Source organism: Salinicola sp. NYA28a (assembly GCF_976982775.1).
The window spans coordinates 609,363-626,486 of the sequence record NZ_OZ334582.1 but is presented as its reverse complement, the minus strand read 5'-3'; the positions used below and the strand labels follow the sequence as shown (position 1 = coordinate 626,486).

Here is a 17,124-nt window from a genome sequence, read left to right as displayed (position 1 = left end):
CTTCGAACCTCCAAAGGAGAGCCGCTATGGCCAATATTCTCGTCATCCTCACTTCGCACGACCAACTCGGCAACACTGGCAGGAAAACCGGCTTCTGGCTGGAGGAACTGGCTGCCCCCTACTATGCCTTCCTCGATGCCGGCGCGAAGCTGACCCTGGCCTCGCCCAAGGGCGGCCAGCCGCCGCTCGACCCCAAGAGCGACGAACCCGACGCCCAGACCGAGGCGACCCGTCGCTTCCTGGCCGACGCTGACGCGGTCAAGGCCCTGGCCAACACCCGCAAGCTGGCCGAGGTCGCCATCGGCGACTTCGATGCAGTGTTCTATCCCGGCGGCCACGGCCCGCTATGGGACCTGGCTGAAGACCCGGTCTCGATCGGTCTGATCGAAGCGGCGGTCAAGGCGAACAAGCCGGTCGGAACGGTCTGCCACGCACCTGGCGTGCTGCGCCACGTCAAGGATGCCGACGGCAAGCCGCTGGTCGCCGGCAAGCAGGTGACCGGTTTCAGCAACAGCGAGGAGGCTGCGGTTGGCCTGACCGATGTGGTGCCGTTTCTGGTCGAGGACGTGCTCAAGGCCAATGGCGGTCATTACAGCAAGGGCGGCGACTGGCAGTCCCACGTGCTGACCGACGGCCTTCTGGTCACCGGCCAGAACCCTGCCTCGTCCGCCGACGCCGCCAAGGCGCTGCTCGCCCTTCTGTGAGGAGATTGAACATGTCCGCTTACGTGGTTTTCCTGCGCGAACGCACCCTCGACGCCACCGAACTTGACATCTATGCGAGGCAGGCTCCAGCCGCGCGCGAAGGACACGATCTGACGCCGCTGGCGTTCTATGGCGATTTCGAGGTGCTGGAGGGACCGGCGATCGAGGGCGGCGTGATCCTGCGCTTTTCCGACATGCAGGCCGCACGCGCCTGGTATCACAGCCCCGCTTACCAGGCAGCACGGGTGCACCGGTTCAAGGGCGCGGACTACCGCGTGCTGTTGCTTGACGGCATCGGCGCGACACCTGCGGCCTGAGTCCCCTAACACGCACAGGATTCTGGAATGACTTCCCATCAGATCGACCCAGCCTCCGCATGGCAGGCCCGCTATGGCGAGGCCGCCGCCCTGCCGCTGCCCCCTGTTCCCGCCGCGCTGGCCGCGCTGCTGGAGCACCGATCAGTGCGCGCCTACACCGATCAACCGGTCGACGACGAGGCACTTCAACTCGCCATCGCTGCCGCGCAATCAGCCTCCAGTTCGTCCAACCTGCAGCCATGGAGCGTGATCGCCGTGCGCGACCCCGCGCGGCGCGCCCGCCTGGCCGCGTTGGCCGGCGGTCAGCGCCACGTGGCCGAGGCACCGCTGTTTCTGGCCTGGGTCGCCGACTGGTCGCGGCTGCGCCGACTCGGTGCCGCGCAGGGTGCCGCGACCGACGGTATCGATTACCTGGAGAGCTACACCGTCGGAGCGGTCGACACCGCGTTAGCCGCGCAGAACGCGGCGAACGCCTTCGAAGCCCTGGGGCTGGGTATCGTCTACATCGGCGGCATGCGCAACCATCCAGAGCAGGTCGCCGCTGAACTGGGGCTGCCGCAGGACAGTTTCGTGGTGTTCGGCATGTGCGTGGGCCATCCCGATCCGGCCCGCCCGGCCGAAGTCAAGCCGCGCCTGGCACAGCCGGCGGTGCTGCATCACGAACGCTACGACGCTGCCGGCGAGGCCGCCGCGGTGGCGCACTACGACCCGCTGATGCGCCGCTTCCAGCAGGAGCAGCAGCGTGACGACCGGCCCTGGTCGCAAGTGTCGGTGCAACGCATCGGCAGCCCCGGCGCGCTGATGGGCCGCCATCGCCTGCGCGAAGCCCTGAACGCGCTCGGCTTCACCCTGCGCTGAATTCCTCGTCCGCGCTCCGGCTCTGCAGGCCGTGACGCCTTCCTCCATCCACTGTCACAAGGAATCATCGAACATGGCATACGCCACCATCAACCCCTACACCGGCGAGACCCTGAAGACCTTCCCGGACGCCACCGACGCCGAGGTGGAACAGGCCATCGCCGCTGCGCACGAAGCCTTCCTGTCCTGGCGCGAGCGCTCGTTCACCGAGCGCGGTGCCATCCTGCAGCGTGCCGCAGACCTGCTGCGCGCCAAGGCTGGCGACTACGCGAAACTGCTGACCCTGGAGATGGGCAAGATCACCGCCGAGGCACTGGCCGAGGTCGAACTTTCCGCGCGCATCTTCGAGTATTACGTGAAGAACGCCGAGGCCCTGCTGGCACCGGAGAAACTGACCGTGGCCGATCCCGCCGAGGGCGACGCGTTGCTGGTACACGAGCCGCTGGGTGTGATCCTGGCGATCGAGCCGTGGAATTTCCCCTACTACCAGATCGCCCGCATCCTGGCCCCGCAACTGGCCGCGGGCAACACGCTGCTGCTCAAGCACGCCTCCAACGTGCCGCAGAGCGCGGATGCCTTCGAGAAGCTGATGCTCGAAGCAGGCCTGCCCGCGGGCGCCTTCAAGAACCTCTATGCGGCGCGGCACCACATCGAGATCATCCTCAACGACCCGCGCGTGCACGGCGTGGCGCTGACCGGCTCGGAAGGCGCAGGCGCGGTGGTCGCCGCCCAGGCTGGCAAGGCGCTGAAGAAGTCCACGCTGGAACTCGGTGGCGCCGACGCCTTCGTGGTGCTGGCCGACGCCGAGCTGGACAAGACCGTGAAGTGGGCGGTGTTCGGCCGCCACTGGAACGCCGGCCAGGTCTGCGTGTCCTCCAAGCGCATCATCCTGGTCGAGGCCATCTACGATGAGTTCCTGCGCCGCTACACCGAGGGCGTGGCCGGGCTCAAGGCGGGCGATCCGTTCGACCCCGCTACCACCCTGGCGCCGCTGTCCTCGCAGAAGGCCGCCGACGACGTCAAGGAACAGATCCGCCAGGCCGTCGCCCACGGCGCGACCGCGACCGAGGTGGGGCCCAAGGTGCCGGCGCAAGGTGCCTTCGTGCAGCCGACGATCCTCACCGGCCTGACTCCGGACAACCCGGCCTACTACTGGGAATTCTTCGGGCCGGTGTCGCTGATCTACCGCGCCGCCGATGAGGAAGAAGCGATCGCCATCGCCAACGACTCGCCGTTCGGCCTGGGCGGCTCGGTGTTCACCGCCGACGCCAAACATGGCGCCGAAGTCGCCAAGCGCATCTCCACCGGCATGGTGTTCGTCAACCACCCGACCATGGCCAAGGCCGACCTGCCGTTCGGCGGCGTACGCCGCTCTGGCTACGGCCGAGAGTTGCTCGGCCTGGGCCTCAAGGAGTTCGTCAACCACAAGCTGATCGACGTGGTCGACATCGACGCGCCGTTCTGATGCAAGCGGGCCGGCGGCACGGTACCGCCGGCCGCCGTTTCGCGTCCACGGCCGACGTTCAACGTTAACCGAACTCAGGAAACCCTCATGAGTACATCCGATCTGATCACGCGCCTGCCTGGCGTCGTCGCGGCGATGAAGCAGGCGCACCTGAGCGATGGCCCGGCGGACGCCGAACAGCGGCGGGATCGGCTCGCTCGCGCCGAACGCCTGTTGTCCGATAACCGCGCGCAGCTGGAATCGGCCATTCGCGCCGATTATGGCCACCGCAGCCCCTATCAGACACTGGCCACCGATGTGCTTGCGCCCATCAAGAGCATGCGCCACGCGCGCGAGCAACTCGAACATTGGATGCGACCCGAAGCGCAAGACGCCGGTATGCCGGGCGTGCAGGCACGCGTGGAATACCAGCCACTCGGTGTAGTAGGCATCATCAGCCCCTGGAACTTCCCGATCAACCTCTCGTTCGGGCCACTCGCAGGCGTGTTCGCCGCCGGCAACCGCGCGCTGCTCAAGCCGTCCGAACTGACGCCCCGCACCTCCGATCTGCTGGCCGAGCAGATTCCGCGCTATTTCGATGCGCTCGAATTCGGCGTCGTGCTCGGAGACGCCGAAGTCGGCGCCGCCTTCACCGCGCAACCGTTCGACCATCTCATTTACACGGGCAGCACGGCAGTGGGGCGTCTTGTGATGCGCGCCGCGTCCGAGAACCTTGTACCGGTAACGCTGGAACTTGGCGGCAAATCGCCCGTGCTCGTCGACGTGGACGCCGACATCAAGATAGTGGCCGAGCGGGTGCTCACATCCAAGACATTCAACGCCGGGCAGATCTGCATCGCCCCCGATTATGTGCTTCTGCCGCCGTCCGCACGCGAGGCGTTCATCGAGCACGCCCGCGCGTTCGTTGCGGCCACTTATCCAGATCTGGGAAGCAACACCGATTACACCGCCGTTGTCAACGATCGGCACTTCCAGCGCCTGCAGGTGTTGCTCGATGACGCCCAGGCCAAGGGAGCAACCGTCATCAGTCTTGCACCGGACGGCGAAGCAGATGCCGATCCTGCGACCCGCCTGCTGGCACCGACGCTTGTACTGGATCCCGACGATACGATGCGCGTGATGCAGGAAGAAATCTTCGGGCCGGTCCTGCCGCTGGTGAACTGCCCGGATCTTGACCATGCCATCGACTACGTCAATGCCCATCCGCGTCCGCTGGCCGCGTACTACTTCGGCAGCGACGCAACGCGTCAAAAGCGCTTCACCGAACGCACCACCTCGGGTGCAGCAGTGATCAACGACACGCTGATCCACGCTTTTATCGAGGATCTGCCGTTTGGCGGTATCGGCCCTTCCGGCATCGGCGCCTACCACGGCATCCATGGGTTCCGGCGTTTCAGCCACGCCAAGGCCGTGGTGATGCAGAGCCCGGACGGGACCTCCAGCCTGGCGCTGCGCGCGCCCTATGCCGACAAGCAGAAAGCGGTCGAGGCACAGCTGAGCGAATGATTTTTTCCTGGGCGGAGCACACCGCCCTTCGTAAACCTACGGAGCTGAATACCATGAAGATTTTCTACAAGACCCGCGCCACCGCCGTCGGCGGCCGTTCCGGCCGCACCACGCTGGACGATGGCAGCCTCGCGCTGGATATGGCCATGCCGGGGTCCGGCAAGGCTGGCGTCAACCCCGAGCAACTGTTTGCCATGGGCTACGCCGCCTGCTTCGACAACGCGTTGCCGGTGGCGGCCAAGCAACTGAAGCTGGCACCCACCGCCACCAGGACCTCGGTCGAGGTCGGCATCGGCCAGAACGCCGAGGGCGGCTACAGCCTGGACATCGACCTGTATGTGGAAGTCCAGGGCCTGAGCGAAGCCGACGCGCAGAAGCTGGTGGAAACCACCCACCAAGTCTGCCCGTACTCGAACGCCACCCGCGGCAACGTCGACGTGCGCCTGCACACCAGCGTCGCCTAAGCGACGGTAGGCCTACGAGGAGAGTAACTATTCAGGTGGCTGCGGATGGCATGTCGCCAACCACCTGATTTTTTTGGCATAGTGTGCCTGATCCTTCGGCACGTCTATGCGGTGACATGACCATCAGCGATATCAACGTCGACGAGGCCCTGGAACGGGTCCGGCAGCAGCTCAAGGAAGACCACACGGTCTCGCCTTCCTTGCGTGCTGCCATCGACGTGCTGATGCTGCTGGTCAAGCTGATGGCCGACCGACTGGCCACCAGCAGCCGCAACAGCAGCAAGCCGCCGTCACAAGACCCCAACCGCCAACGCCGTTCCCGGGCCAAGGGCGAGCGTCGCCCTGGCGGGCAACCGGGTCACGAAGGCAAGACGCTGGCGCCGGTCACCGATCCCGACGAGATCGTGTCGTTGCGCGTCGATCGCCGCACCTTGCCCAAAGGGCGCACCTATCGCTCGGTCGGCATCGAAACGCGCCAGGTGCAAGACATCGTGATCCAGGCCGTCGTCACCGAGTATCGCGCCGAGGTGCTGGAGGACGATCTCGGGCGGCGCCATGTGGCGCCGTTTCCCGACGGCGTGACCCGCCCGATCCAGTATGGCCCACGTCTCAAGGCGCATGTCGTCTATCTCTCGCAGTATCAGTTGCTGCCCTATGCCCGCATCCAGGCGCTGCTGGCCTCACAGTGCGATCTATCGCTGAGCACCGGCACGCTGTTCGCCTTCAATCAAGAGGCCTATCAGCGCGCCGAGGCGTTTGCCGAGTGGGCGATCCCGGCGCTGAGGCAAGCCGCGACCGTGCATGCCGACGAGACCGGGATGCAGGTCGGCGGCAAGCGCTACTGGCTGCACAGCGCCTCGAATGACGCCCTGACCTACTTGGCGCCTCACGCCAAGCGAGGTCAGGAGGCCATGGATGCCATCGGCATCCTGCCCTATGTCCAGGGGGTGCTGGTGCATGATCACTGGAAGCCTTACTACCGCTACGCGGATTGCCGCCACGCACTTTGCAACGCCCATCACCTGCGTGAATTGACTGCGGCCTGGGAAAATGACCACCAAAAGTGGGCCAAGGCGCTGCATGATCTGCTGCTGGAGATGCATCAGGCCGTTGACGCTGCCGGTGGCACGCTCTCGCCCGAAGAGGCGCAACGCTGGCGAGTCCGCTATCGGCAGTGCCTGACAGAGGGTGAGACCGAGTGTCCGCCACCGATCCCACCACCACCGGGAAAGCGCGGTCGTGCCAAACGTACCAAGGCACGTAACCTGCTCGAACGTCTCCAGGCGTACGAGGACGATGTGCTGCGTTTCCTCGACGACCCCGCCGCGCCCTTCACCAATAACCAAGGGGAGCGTGACCTGCGGATGACCAAGGTCCAGCAGAAGATTTCAGGCTGTTTCCGCTCCTGGGAAGGTGCCGAGATCTTCTGCCGGATGCGCAGCTTCCTCTCGACGGCGGTCAAGCAGGGCCTGGCAGCGCACACCGCACTAGAACAGTTGTTTGCCGGTGAAGTGCCCGAATTCATGCGTCGGGACGGCCTGGATCAGGCAGCGTGACCTGAATAGTTACCCTGAGCAAGGAAAGCGTTATGGGAAAGCCTATGTAGTGAACACTACATACAACGTGCACGTCACGCACTATATTTATCGATTACTATATAAATATGGCAGCGCCTTTGTCTCCGGGTATAGCGGCCGCTACACTCCCTCCCTCACCCAGCGAGGCCATCATGAATACGAAGACCCGACAACGCCGCCCGGCTTTCGATCGCGAAGCAGGAGTCGCCATTGCCCAGGCGCTGTTTCACGAGCGGGGCTATGACGCGGTCAGCCTTGCTGATCTGACCCAAGCCATGGACATCAAGCCGCCCAGTTTTTACGCCGCTTACGGCAGCAAGGCAGCGCTGTTCGAACGGGCAATGCTGCGCTATGCGCGGGAAAATGCCCTACCGATAGGAGATCTTCTGGCCCCAGACCGCCCTCCCGCCGAGGCGCTTCCCGCCCTGCTGCTCGCTGCCGCCGAACAGTATGGACAAGACAGCATGCTGCGCGGCTGCATGATTACGGAGGGCTTGCGAGCGGATGACCGGGTCGCCCGTCAGATGGCCGAGAACCTCGCCAACAGTGGACTCCAGGCGATTCGGGCTTACCTCGATCAGGTTCGCCCGCAAGACGCGCAGACGCTGGCCGACTACGTGGTGGTTACTTTGCGCGGACTCTCGGCCTCGTCTTGCAACGGCATGTCACCCCAACGCCTCACCGAAGTCGCAAGGGCCGCTGGCCGATTTCTCGCGCATGAACTGGAAGTGGAGTCCGAGGAGTCCACAGCGGCTTCGGTCTCTAGCAATCCGTGATCGTCGTGCCGGCGATGGTCTCGGCGAACCCCTTACCGAATATTCGCGCCGGGGTTTCGAAACCCGGCCGATGTTCACCCTCGAGAACTCGACTCGCGGCCTCGACGGCCGCCAACGGCGTGTAGGAGTAGCCGTTGACGGTTTCGATCATCGATCGGACGACCGTGCCGTCAGCCGCCGTTACCTCGGCCACCGCGCGGGCTCGATGAGCATCGCGTTGTTCTTCGGTCGGGCCATCAGGCAGCAGCGATAAATCGCCTTCGGGGAACGCCTCTCCACTGACATGCACGAACATGGCGATATCGGGGATTCCGGTGGAATACCAACCGGTGACCAGATCGCCGAACGACAGCGGCGAGCACGGCACCGGCCCCTCACCGAAATCGAAGTGGCGTGGCTGCGCATCGGGGGTCGGAACGAGATGGCCGTCGACCCTCGCCATCAGGCCCGCGCCGATGATCTCGCTGACGCTCATGGCGGAGCCCCGCGACATGGAACCGGGAACCTGAAGCGCCACCCTCAGCGACCGCGGCTCCTGCACACGCTGCGCGACGTGCACCGCCAGGCAATCGGTCGGCACCACATCCCAGCCGACGCCGGGGAGCAGCATGACGCCGGCCTCGGCCGCTTCGGCGCCCAGTCGTTCCGCCAGCCGGTAGACATTGATCTCGGCGGTGATGTCCAGGTAATCGACGCCGGCCTCGAGGCACGCCCGCATCAGTGGCTCCGCCGTTTGCGCGAAAGGGCCTGCGAAGTTCAGCAGCACATCGATACCGGCCAGGGACTGCGCTGCATCGGCATCGGCCTCAAATACCCGAAAGGGAACCGCCAACGCCTCGGCGAGAGAGGCCAGCGTTTGCCGATTGCGCCCAGCGATCTCGAAATCGAGCCCCAACGTTTTGGCATGCGCTGCCACCATGCGACCGGTATAACCGGTCGCGCCGTAGATCAGTAGTGTTTTCATCGGGCGTGCTGCCAGTTCTTGTAGACGAATTCGAGACTGTAGCCATCGGGATCCAGAACGTTGGCGGCGTAGTAGTTGGGGTCGTAATGCAGCCGGGCCCCAGGCGCGCCGTTGTCGACAGCGCCGCTCGCCATGGCCGCGGCGTAGGCTGCCTCGACTTCTGACTTGCTGCTCGCCACGAAACCGACATGAACGGCCCGCCTTTCGACCACGCCCTCGCGTAGCCAGAAGAACATCCGGCCATTGGCGCCAAAACCCTTGAGATCCGGGTGACCCGGCGGGCCGTCTTTGCCGTCGTAATCGAGCCGCGCCGTGATCCCCAGCGGGGCGAGCACGGCCTCGTAGAAACGAATCGAGCGTTCGATGTCGCTGACGGATAAAAAGAGATGATCAAGCATGCGGTGTCCTCCTGGACGCAGATGCCAATACAGAAGCAGAGTTAGATGCAGTAGCCGCCAGCGACTTCGATGGTCTGTCCGTTGATCCAGTCGCTTTCATCGGACAGCAACATGGCGATGATGCGAGCGACGTCCTGCGGCTCGCCGACGCGACCGAGCGCCGTCTGGGAGGCCAGCAAAGCCTCGAACTCGTCGTTCAGGCCACCGCCCAGCTCGGTGCGAATCGCTCCCGGCGAGACGGCATTGGCCCGTATGCGGCGGTCGCCGAACTCCTTGGCCATGTAGCGGGTGAGCACTTCCAGCCCGCCCTTGAGAGCGGCGTAAGGCGCCACGCCGGCCGTCGCCACGCGGGTGGTAGCACTGGTCAGATTGACGATGCTGGCGCCTTCCTCCATCAACGGGAGCAAAGCCTGGGTGAGGAAAAACGGGCCTTTGAGGTGAACGTTCAGCAGACCATCGAACTGGGACTCGGTAACCGACTCGAGCGGGTTGAACAAGCCGTAGCCGGCGTTGTTGACCAGACCACTCACGGTGTTGACGCCCCAGTTTTCACGTAGGGTCAGCTTCAGCGTTTCGCGAAATACCCCGAAACCGCCGACGTCAGCGACATCCAGCTTCAGCGCAACGGCCTTGCCGCCGGCGGACTCGATGCGCTGAACGACCGACTGCGCGGCGTCGGTGTTGCTGTTGTAGGTGAGGATGACGCCCATGCCTTTCTGGGCACAGTGCTCGGCAGCGCTGGCACCAATGCCACGGCTGCCTCCGGTGATGACGATAACGCCCATGGGCTGCTCCGGTGTCGATGGGATAGATATTCACCCTAACCATTACCCTCATCGCGGGCTCAGCCGTTCCTGCCCGAAACCTGCCCGTTTCTGCTTTTTGCTTGCGCGGGCGCGCCCCCGGGATCAGCATATCTCTTCATAACCGCCCCAACCGCTCGCCATGGACGCCCCACTGCTCGCCATGAACGATCAACTGCTCGAGCTTCGCTCCCTGGCTGCCAGGGCCGAGAATCGCCGTACGGAGACGGGCATTCCGCGTGTGGCCATGGTCCAGGGCGAAATCCCGGAACATATGCTGGCCGCCGTCTACGAGCCGATGGTCAATCTGATCCTGCAGGGCAGCAAGACGATGACCGTCGGTGACCGCACGCTGCGCTATGACCCGGCGACCTATTTCGTCATGTCCATCGAGCTGCCGGCGGTGGGCACGGTGCATCCGGCGGCTTCGGGGGAGCCCTACCTCGCGTTGAGCCTGACGCTCGACCCCGCCGTGCTCTCGACGCTGCTGACCGACCTGCCTACGCCTGCCGGGCGTTACGAAAGCGAGAACGACAACAACGCAGGATTTTCGGTGGCTGCGGTCACGCCGAAGTTGATGGACGCGTGGCTACGCATGCTGCGATTGATGGACAGCCCGGAAGAGATCGCGGCCCTCGCCCCGGTGTACGAACGGGAGATTCTCTACCGCGTGCTGCAAGGGCCCCATGGCTGGATGCTGCGAGAAATCGCGGCGCCGGATACCGCCATGGCCCGGGTCAGTCTCGCGATTCAGTGGATCCGGCAGGACTTTGCCGAGCCGATCCGAGTGGAGGCGTTGGCGCAGAGAGCGGCGATGAGCGTGTCCGCGTTTCACCGTCACTTCAAGGCAGTGACCACGCTGAGCCCGTTGCAGTACCAGAAACGGGTTCGACTGCTCCAGGCGCGCACGCTCATGGTAGCCAGCGGCAGAAGCGTCACCAGCGCCGCCTTCGAGGTCGGCTATGAAAGCGCGACACAGTTCAGCCGAGATTACGCCCGGGTATTCGGGCTGCCTCCCGCCCGGGATAGCGCGAGGATTCTGGGGGAAACCAAGGGGCGCGGCCGATCGCCCGATCGCTGAAAGCCGCCTCGGCGCGCCGACGACCGGCGTGTGGCGCGGGTTTTACTGCCACCTGACGATTCGGGAAGCGCGGCACTCTCGTCTTTTCCATTGCCTGCTAAACTTCCCGTCTCGGGCTTCACCGTTTATCTCAAGTTCAGCCAACCGCCCACGAGGAGAGACCATGTCTCAGAGCGATTCCCAGACGAACATCAGGACCGAATGGATCGAGATCACCGCCGAGGACGGCAAGACGTTCAAGGCCTACCAGGCGCTGCCGCACAAGGGCAAAGGGCCCGGCATCCTGCTGATCCAGGAGATTTTCGGCGTCAACGGCCACATGCGTGGCGTCGCCGAACAGTATGCGATGGATGGCTATAGCGTCATCGTGCCCGACATGTTCTGGCGCGATGAGCCGGGCGTCGAACTCGGCTATGACGGCGACGACTGGAAAGCGGCGGTCGCCCACAAGAAGGCGCTCGATTATCCGACGGCGGTCAGCGACCTGCGTGCCGCGACCAAGGCGCTGCGGGCAAGCCCCGTCTGCGACGGCCCCATCGCTTCCGTGGGCTACTGCATGGGCGGCGTCTTTTCCTACCTCTGCGCCCTGGATGCCGGTGTCGACGCCGCGATCTGCTACTACGCCGGCGGCGTGACCGAATACCTGCCGCGCGCCAACGAGCTCAAGGTGCCCGTTCAGTTCCACTTCGGCGCCGAGGATGACCACATCCCGCTCGAGCAGGTCGAACAGACCCGCCAGGCCTTTGCCGGCAACAAGGATGTCGAAGTGCATCTCTACGGTGGAGCGGAACACGGCTTCAACTGCTGGGCACGGGCGAGCTACAACCAGCATGCTTCCGCGCTGGCGCACGGCCGTACGCTGACGTTCCTGGCCAGCCACTCCGAGTGAGGAACGAGTCGAGCTCGTGTCGGAACGGCTGAAACGTTTCGGCGCGAGTCTTGAACGGTCAGGGTTGATGAATCAGGGCCGATGAAAATGCGGCAGGACGTGGGCGGCCAGCTCTTCGATGATGGCATCGGCTGGCCGCTCCTCGAGACGCAGATTCAGGGAAACGTGATGAACGCCCATCTCTCTGAGCGCCTCGAGCACGTCGATGAGGGCATCACGGCCGGCACGATAGCCCAGGTCGATGGGCGTCGCCGGGGCCCCCGGATCGGCGGCAAGATCAAGGCGCATCGCCTCGCCGAAGCCGCGGAACTCGCCGGGTACGCTCTGTTCGACGGCGGCCCGCCACATGCGATAACGATCGCGCTGCTGCGCCTGCTCGCGGTGATAGGTCATCCAGCCGATCGCGTGGCGGGCAATCCAGTTGACGCTCTGCCCTCCCGAACCGACCGCCAGCAGCGGCACGGGCTCCGGAGGTAGCGGCCGCAACTGGAAATCCGGCGAATCCGTGTCATGCCGATCCGGCACGACCTCCTGCGGCGTACCCAACGCCTTTGCTACCACCTGCCAGTGATCCGCAAACAGGCGCCGCCGCTCGGCGACGTTCTGACCAAAGGCGGCAAATTCGGGCGGCCGGTCGCCGGACCCCAGCCCGAGGATGAAACGACCTTCCGAGAGCGTGGCGACCGATGCCGCCGCCTTGGCGATATGCAGCGGGTGGCGCAGGGTGAGCACGATGGCGCCGCTGATCAGCGCGATCTGCCGCGTTTCCGCTGCCAGAGCGCCCAGCCAGCTCCAAGGATCCAGATGGCCTACCGGATCGGGATAGTCGCGGCTGTTGAGCGGCACGTCCCGAATCCACAGAGCGCGAAACCCGCCCCTGTCGGCGAGTGTCGCCAGACGCCGCTGCTCGGTAACATCGACCACTTCCTGACCGCCTGGCATCAGCGGCAGCGTCAATCCGATCGACAGCCGATTCGGTGCCAACACGCGCCCAACGATCGCCTGTTCGGCTCCGCCAGCAGACATGACCCCTCCTTGAACATTCGACCAATACATCGGGATGCGTTGTCCGGGCCGCGTCACGAATCATGACGCCCGGAAACAAGGCGCAAGGCACGATGATAGCCCCGATCCGCGCTTGTCGTATTCCCGATCTGCGACTAGTGTCCAAAGGGCATGCAGGAAGGCATGCACTTGTTGTGAAAGTTCAGCATGAACCAAACAGGGACAGACGCCATGGGAATTATTGCGTGGATCATCTTCGGCCTGATCGCTGGCGCCATCGCCAAGATGGTCATGCCAGGCAAGGATCCGGGTGGCTTCATCGTCACCATCATCATCGGGGTTCTCGGGGCCGTCGTCGGCGGCTGGATCGGGACCGCGCTAGGGTTTGGTGACGTATCCGGCTTCAATATCGGCAGTTTCCTGATCGCCGTCCTCGGTGCGATCGTGCTGCTGATCATCTATCGCGTCGTGCGCAAGTAGCGCTATCACCGATTGCCCCGGCCCGGCGGCCCGTCCGCCGAGCCGGAGGCCCGCTTCTCTTCTCTTTTCAGTCGATATACCCTTCGCCAGTCCGCAGGACATTCTTTCGCTTCCGACACTCCCTCCAGGATCAACCGGCATGCCGAGCAACGCGCATTTCTATGAACCGAGTCGCGGTCACGAGCTACCGCATAACCCTTTCAAGGCGATCGTCGGGCCGCGGCCGATCGGCTGGATCTCCTCGCGGGATCGCGAAGGCCGACTGAATCTGGCGCCCTACAGTTTCTTCAACGCTTTTGCCGACACGCCGCCCATCATTGGCTTCTCAAGCTCAGGCTATAAGGACAGCGTGCGCAACATCGAGGCGACCGGCGAGTTCTGCTGGCAGCTGTCGACGCATGCACTCGCCGAGGCGATGAACCAGAGTTCGGCGTCGGTAGCGGCCGAGGTCGACGAGTTCGAACTGGCGGGCCTGACGCCGCAAGAATCCCGCGTCGTCGGCGTTCCCCACGTCAAGGAAGCGCAGGTCGTGTTCGAGTGCCGGCTGACGCAGACCCTTCGGCTGCAATCGGCCGCGGGCGAGGAGATCGACAACTGGCTGGTGTTGGGCGAAGTCGTCGGCGTGCATATCGACTCGGCGCTGCTCGAGGACGGCATCTACCAGACCGCCGCCGCCCGGCCGATTCTGCGTGGCGGCGGCCCGGCCGACTACTTCGAAATCAGCCCGGACCAGAACTTCAAGATGTCCCGCCCCGGCTGAAGCGCGCCGCTAGATCCGGTTTGAAGGCTCGTAGAAGCGCCAGGTATTGCGCCTTGCCCGCTTGGCCGCATACATCGCCATGTCGGAGAACTGCACTGCCTGCCCGAAGCCGCTGAACCTCTGCCGTTCGTCTTCGGTCAATGGCCGGCCTCGGCCGCCCAGCCTATCGCCGCCATGGCCAACGCCAGACAGACCGGCAGTAATCGTTTCATTCAGCATCTCCGACGGCCACGCTGACAACCTCGTCGTCGCATAGAAAGTTAGGAGCATCGAGCATTGCCGGCTGATTGCCCGTTTTCCTGAAGGGCCGATTAGCACCTGTCCCGCGGCCCGATTCCTCGTCAGCCAGAGAGCGACGGTCGCGTCGTGTTAGACTTTGTCTCTATCTCCCTCCTATTTTTCTCATGGAGTCCGGCGCTCAATGTCTCTGGAAGAACTGCACCTCAACCTGCGCAACCTCACCCCCGAGGACTACCCCCAGCTCAAACGGCTGATGGATGCCGTCTACGACGACATCGGCGGTGCCTGGTCGAAGCTGACGATCGACAAGCTGATCGGCGAGTTCGCCGACGGCCAGATCATCGTCGAGGACGATGGCAAGATCGTCGGCGTGGCGCTGACGGTGCTGGTCGACTACGACCACTTCTCCAACCCGCACAAGTACGACGAGCTGATCGGCCATCGCGAGATCATCCTCAACGATGCCAACGGCGACGCGCTCTACGGGCTCGACGTGCTGATCGATCCGGCCTATCGCGGCTACCGTCTCGGCCGGCGCCTCTACGAAGCGCGCAAGGATCTTTGCCGCTCGATGAACCTGCGCGCGATTCTCGCCGGCGGGCGGATCCCGAACTACCACCAGCATGCCGACGAGATGTCCCCCGCGGAGTACATCGATCGGGTGGCGCGCAAGGAGTTCTACGACCCGATCCTCTCGTTCCAGCTGGCCAACGACTTCCTGGTCAAGCGCCTGCTGACCAAGTATCTGCCCGAAGACGAGAAATCGATGGGCTACGCCACGCTGCTCGAGTGGAACAACATCCTCTACGAACCGGCCAGCCGGATCATCGAAACGCGCCGGACCCAGGTCCGCGTGGGCGCCGTGCAGTGGCAGATGCGGGAGTTCGACTCGGTGGAAACCGTACTCCAGCAGGTGGAGTTCTACGTCGATGCCATCTCCGACTACCAGAGCGATTTCGCCGTCTTCCCGGAGCTGTTCAACACCCCGCTGATGGGGCTGACCGACCAGACCGACCAGGTCGCCGCAATCCAGTTCCTGGCCGGGTTCACCGAGCGCTTCAAGACCGAAATCTCGCGCATGGCGGTCTCCTACAACATCAACATCGTCGCCGGTTCGATGGTCGAGCTGGGCGAGGACGGCAAGCTCTACAACGTCTCCTACCTGTGCCACCGCGACGGCGAGATCGACCGCCAGGCCAAGCTGCACATCACCCCGCAGGAGCGGCGTGACTGGGTGGTCGAAGGCGGCGACGAACTGCAGGTGTTCGAGACCGATGCCGGCCGCGTCGGCATCCTGATCTGCTACGACGTCGAATTCCCGGAACTGCCGCGCCTGCTCGCCGAGCAGGACATGGACATCCTGATCGTGCCGTTCTGGACCGACACCAAGAACAGCTACCTGCGCGTGCGCCACTGCGCCCAGGCCCGCGCCATCGAGAACGAATGCTACGTGGTCGTCTGCGGCAGCGTCGGCAACGTGCCTTCGATCGAGAACCTGGACATCCAGTACGCCCAGTCCTCGGTGTTCTCGCCGTCGGACTTCGCCTTCCCGCACGATGCCGTGCTGTCGGAGACCACGCCCAACACCGAAATGGTGATGTTCTCGGATCTCGACCTGACCAAGCTCAAGCTGGTGCGTTCCGAAGGCGCGGTGACCAACCTCAAGGACCGCCGTCTGGACCTGTTCGACCTGCGCCTGCGCGACTGGTCGTGGAAATCCGGGGCGCGTCAGGAAGAGAGCTGAGCGGGACATGAGCTTGTTGAAAGGCGGGGGGAAGAGCGGGTGGCAGGGCTGGTGGAAAGCCTGGCGGCAGGATCGGAAAGGCAACCGTCGCGACGCCCGGCAACGCTCGCGCCCCCCGTTCGACCCGGAGGCGTGGCGGCCGATCCGCCACGGCCTGCCGCTGCTGGCCGATCTCGACGACGCTGATGCCGAACGCCTCGGCCCGCGCGCCTGGCAACTGCTGCACGGCAAGCGCTGGGTCGCGGGTGACGGCGTCGAGCTCGATGATGCCGCCCTGCTCGCCATCGCTGCCCAGGTCGAACTGCTGACCCTCGGCTGGTCGGACCGCGACGCCAGCGCCGCCTTCGACAACGTCACCGAGATCATCCTGCTGCCGGACGCCTTCCATCGCCACGTCGAGGAGATGGACGACTTTGGCGTGATGCACGAATACGTCGACGAACGCGCCGGGGAAACCTCCTGGCGCGGCCCCGTGGTACTCGCGATTCCCGATGTCGCCGAGAGCGGCGACTACACCGGCTACAACGTCATCATTCACGAATTCGCCCATAAGCTCGATCTGGGTAACTCGCAGGATGTCGACGGCTTCCCGCCGCTTGCCGCCGCGAGCGACGTCACCTCCAAGGAGTGGCATCGCATCTTCACCGCGGTGTGGGACGACCTGCAGGCCCACCTCGCCCGCGACGAACCCACCCCCATCGACGACTACGCCGCCACCCACCCCGGCGAATGCTTCGCGGTGTGCTGCGAACTCTTCTTCAGCGCCCCGGATCAGTTGGCGGAGGTGTATCCGGAGCTGCTTGATCTGCTGAACCGCTACTTTCGTCAGGAGCCGTTGGTGAGATTTCAGCGGCGGAAAGATGAGGATGATGGCTCATAGAATCGACCCTCGTTGCCCTGTAGCCGCATATCGGCCCCGATGGCCAAAACACCTAAGCCAATCCTGACTAGAGAAATGGTCTCACAACGTTACTCGGGACAAATATTGTTTTACATTGGCAGGAATGATAGGTCGTTCAATATAATAGAGTTTGCAGCCGACGCGATGTTTGGTGTTATAGGATGGACTCAACTAAAAATTGGAAAAGTCATA

At 64.2% G+C, this 17,124-nt stretch carries 19 protein-coding genes; 14 read left to right on the top strand and 5 right to left on the bottom strand.

Going from position 1 to position 17,124, the window contains the following annotated elements:
- The first annotated feature begins 26 nt into the window (after positions 1-26).
- The 8 genes from ACWHY3_RS03000 (at position 27) to ACWHY3_RS02965 (ending at position 7,667) form a co-directional block, all read left to right on the top strand.
- Entirely contained in the window at positions 27-704 is a 678-nt protein-coding gene (locus ACWHY3_RS03000; protein ID WP_034030322.1) for a type 1 glutamine amidotransferase domain-containing protein, read from the top strand.
- A gap of 11 nt (positions 705-715) precedes the next feature.
- Positions 716-1,021, top strand: coding sequence for a DUF1330 domain-containing protein (locus ACWHY3_RS02995; protein WP_023007046.1), 306 nt, complete (start codon positions 716-718; stop codon positions 1,019-1,021).
- 27 nt (positions 1,022-1,048) lie between these two features.
- A complete protein-coding gene (locus ACWHY3_RS02990; RefSeq protein ID WP_034030325.1) occupies positions 1,049-1,879 on the top strand; it encodes a nitroreductase family protein in 831 nt (276 codons plus the stop codon).
- A gap of 73 nt (positions 1,880-1,952) precedes the next feature.
- Positions 1,953-3,344, top strand: coding sequence for an NAD-dependent succinate-semialdehyde dehydrogenase (locus ACWHY3_RS02985; protein ID WP_448127533.1), 1,392 nt, complete (start codon positions 1,953-1,955; stop codon positions 3,342-3,344).
- Positions 3,345-3,431: 87 nt separating this feature from the next.
- Positions 3,432-4,850: a coniferyl aldehyde dehydrogenase gene (locus tag ACWHY3_RS02980; protein WP_023007049.1), complete on the top strand. Its 1,419-nt coding sequence runs from the start codon at positions 3,432-3,434 to the stop codon at positions 4,848-4,850.
- 53 nt (positions 4,851-4,903) lie between these two features.
- A complete protein-coding gene (locus ACWHY3_RS02975) occupies positions 4,904-5,314 on the top strand; it encodes an organic hydroperoxide resistance protein (protein ID WP_448127532.1) in 411 nt (136 codons plus the stop codon).
- A gap of 116 nt (positions 5,315-5,430) precedes the next feature.
- Positions 5,431-6,870: an IS66 family transposase gene (gene tnpC / locus ACWHY3_RS02970; RefSeq protein ID WP_023004967.1), complete on the top strand. Its 1,440-nt coding sequence runs from the start codon at positions 5,431-5,433 to the stop codon at positions 6,868-6,870.
- Positions 6,871-7,043: 173 nt separating this feature from the next.
- On the top strand, positions 7,044-7,667 hold the full coding sequence (locus ACWHY3_RS02965) for a TetR/AcrR family transcriptional regulator (RefSeq protein WP_332779013.1): 624 nt from the start codon (positions 7,044-7,046) through the stop codon (positions 7,665-7,667).
- Here the strand turns inward: ACWHY3_RS02965 and ACWHY3_RS02960 are convergent.
- Genes ACWHY3_RS02960 through ACWHY3_RS02950 form a run of 3 tightly spaced genes read right to left on the bottom strand, consistent with a single transcriptional unit; the run spans position 7,654 to position 9,814 of the window.
- Positions 7,654-8,631, bottom strand: a complete 978-nt coding sequence (locus ACWHY3_RS02960) for a saccharopine dehydrogenase family protein (protein WP_332779014.1) — start codon at positions 8,629-8,631, stop codon at positions 7,654-7,656. The genes ACWHY3_RS02965 and ACWHY3_RS02960 overlap by 14 nt on opposite strands.
- Positions 8,628-9,029, bottom strand: coding sequence for a VOC family protein (locus tag ACWHY3_RS02955; protein ID WP_448127531.1), 402 nt, complete (start codon positions 9,027-9,029; stop codon positions 8,628-8,630). Before ACWHY3_RS02955 ends, ACWHY3_RS02960 begins: the two co-directional genes overlap by 4 nt.
- 41 nt (positions 9,030-9,070) lie before the next feature.
- A complete protein-coding gene (locus ACWHY3_RS02950; RefSeq protein ID WP_448127530.1) occupies positions 9,071-9,814 on the bottom strand; it encodes an SDR family NAD(P)-dependent oxidoreductase in 744 nt (247 codons plus the stop codon).
- 160 nt (positions 9,815-9,974) lie between these two features.
- On the opposite strand from ACWHY3_RS02950, the gene ACWHY3_RS02945 reads away from it, so the two are divergent.
- Complete coding sequence (locus ACWHY3_RS02945; protein WP_448127529.1) at positions 9,975-10,913, top strand: AraC family transcriptional regulator N-terminal domain-containing protein; 939 nt, start codon at positions 9,975-9,977, stop codon at positions 10,911-10,913.
- 163 nt (positions 10,914-11,076) lie between these two features.
- Positions 11,077-11,802 carry a dienelactone hydrolase family protein gene (locus tag ACWHY3_RS02940; protein ID WP_087720582.1) on the top strand — a complete coding sequence of 242 codons (726 nt, stop codon included), beginning with the start codon at positions 11,077-11,079 and terminating at the stop codon, positions 11,800-11,802.
- A gap of 72 nt (positions 11,803-11,874) precedes the next feature.
- Here the strand turns inward: ACWHY3_RS02940 and ACWHY3_RS02935 are convergent, their stop codons facing one another.
- A complete protein-coding gene (locus ACWHY3_RS02935; protein WP_087720583.1) occupies positions 11,875-12,828 on the bottom strand; it encodes a TIGR03571 family LLM class oxidoreductase in 954 nt (317 codons plus the stop codon).
- 210 nt (positions 12,829-13,038) lie between these two features.
- Here ACWHY3_RS02935 and ACWHY3_RS02930 point away from each other — a divergent pair, with 210 nt between their 5' ends.
- Both ACWHY3_RS02930 and ACWHY3_RS02925 read left to right on the top strand, forming a co-directional pair.
- Positions 13,039-13,287 carry a GlsB/YeaQ/YmgE family stress response membrane protein gene (locus tag ACWHY3_RS02930; RefSeq protein WP_087720584.1) on the top strand — a complete coding sequence of 83 codons (249 nt, stop codon included), beginning with the start codon at positions 13,039-13,041 and terminating at the stop codon, positions 13,285-13,287.
- 139 nt (positions 13,288-13,426) lie between these two features.
- Positions 13,427-14,047: a flavin reductase family protein gene (locus tag ACWHY3_RS02925; RefSeq protein ID WP_303856033.1), complete on the top strand. Its 621-nt coding sequence runs from the start codon at positions 13,427-13,429 to the stop codon at positions 14,045-14,047.
- A 9-nt stretch (positions 14,048-14,056) separates the two neighbouring features.
- Here the strand turns inward: ACWHY3_RS02925 and ACWHY3_RS02920 are convergent, their stop codons facing one another.
- On the bottom strand, positions 14,057-14,266 hold the full coding sequence (locus tag ACWHY3_RS02920; protein ID WP_143543310.1) for a hypothetical protein: 210 nt from the start codon (positions 14,264-14,266) through the stop codon (positions 14,057-14,059).
- Positions 14,267-14,468: 202 nt separating this feature from the next.
- Here ACWHY3_RS02920 and ACWHY3_RS02915 point away from each other — a divergent pair, with 202 nt between their 5' ends.
- Both ACWHY3_RS02915 and ACWHY3_RS02910 read left to right on the top strand, forming a co-directional pair.
- Positions 14,469-16,031, top strand: coding sequence for a bifunctional GNAT family N-acetyltransferase/carbon-nitrogen hydrolase family protein (locus ACWHY3_RS02915; RefSeq protein ID WP_087720587.1), 1,563 nt, complete (start codon positions 14,469-14,471; stop codon positions 16,029-16,031).
- A gap of 7 nt (positions 16,032-16,038) precedes the next feature.
- Complete coding sequence (locus tag ACWHY3_RS02910; protein ID WP_087720588.1) at positions 16,039-16,911, top strand: M90 family metallopeptidase; 873 nt, start codon at positions 16,039-16,041, stop codon at positions 16,909-16,911.
- Positions 16,912-17,124: the final 213 nt, after the last annotated feature.

Excerpts from the sequence above, each read along its gene's own strand:
- ACWHY3_RS03000 (WP_034030322.1), top strand. The coding sequence starts at position 27 with ATGGCCAATATTCTCGTCATCCTCACTTCGCACGACCAACTCGGCAAC.
- ACWHY3_RS02995 (WP_023007046.1), top strand. The coding sequence starts at position 716 with ATGTCCGCTTACGTGGTTTTCCTGCGCGAACGCACCCTCGACGCCACC.
- ACWHY3_RS02990 (WP_034030325.1), top strand. The coding sequence starts at position 1,049 with ATGACTTCCCATCAGATCGACCCAGCCTCCGCATGGCAGGCCCGCTAT.
- ACWHY3_RS02985 (WP_448127533.1), top strand. The coding sequence starts at position 1,953 with ATGGCATACGCCACCATCAACCCCTACACCGGCGAGACCCTGAAGACC.
- ACWHY3_RS02980 (WP_023007049.1), top strand. The coding sequence starts at position 3,432 with ATGAGTACATCCGATCTGATCACGCGCCTGCCTGGCGTCGTCGCGGCG.
- ACWHY3_RS02975 (WP_448127532.1), top strand. The coding sequence starts at position 4,904 with ATGAAGATTTTCTACAAGACCCGCGCCACCGCCGTCGGCGGCCGTTCC.
- tnpC (WP_023004967.1), top strand. The coding sequence starts at position 5,431 with ATGACCATCAGCGATATCAACGTCGACGAGGCCCTGGAACGGGTCCGG.
- ACWHY3_RS02965 (WP_332779013.1), top strand. The coding sequence starts at position 7,044 with ATGAATACGAAGACCCGACAACGCCGCCCGGCTTTCGATCGCGAAGCA.
- ACWHY3_RS02960 (WP_332779014.1), bottom strand. The coding sequence starts at position 8,631 with ATGAAAACACTACTGATCTACGGCGCGACCGGTTATACCGGTCGCATG.
- ACWHY3_RS02955 (WP_448127531.1), bottom strand. The coding sequence starts at position 9,029 with ATGCTTGATCATCTCTTTTTATCCGTCAGCGACATCGAACGCTCGATT.
- ACWHY3_RS02950 (WP_448127530.1), bottom strand. The coding sequence starts at position 9,814 with ATGGGCGTTATCGTCATCACCGGAGGCAGCCGTGGCATTGGTGCCAGC.
- ACWHY3_RS02945 (WP_448127529.1), top strand. The coding sequence starts at position 9,975 with ATGGACGCCCCACTGCTCGCCATGAACGATCAACTGCTCGAGCTTCGC.
- ACWHY3_RS02940 (WP_087720582.1), top strand. The coding sequence starts at position 11,077 with ATGTCTCAGAGCGATTCCCAGACGAACATCAGGACCGAATGGATCGAG.
- ACWHY3_RS02935 (WP_087720583.1), bottom strand. The coding sequence starts at position 12,828 with ATGTCTGCTGGCGGAGCCGAACAGGCGATCGTTGGGCGCGTGTTGGCA.
- ACWHY3_RS02930 (WP_087720584.1), top strand. The coding sequence starts at position 13,039 with ATGGGAATTATTGCGTGGATCATCTTCGGCCTGATCGCTGGCGCCATC.
- ACWHY3_RS02925 (WP_303856033.1), top strand. The coding sequence starts at position 13,427 with ATGCCGAGCAACGCGCATTTCTATGAACCGAGTCGCGGTCACGAGCTA.
- ACWHY3_RS02920 (WP_143543310.1), bottom strand. The coding sequence starts at position 14,266 with ATGCTGAATGAAACGATTACTGCCGGTCTGTCTGGCGTTGGCCATGGC.
- ACWHY3_RS02915 (WP_087720587.1), top strand. The coding sequence starts at position 14,469 with ATGTCTCTGGAAGAACTGCACCTCAACCTGCGCAACCTCACCCCCGAG.
- ACWHY3_RS02910 (WP_087720588.1), top strand. The coding sequence starts at position 16,039 with ATGAGCTTGTTGAAAGGCGGGGGGAAGAGCGGGTGGCAGGGCTGGTGG.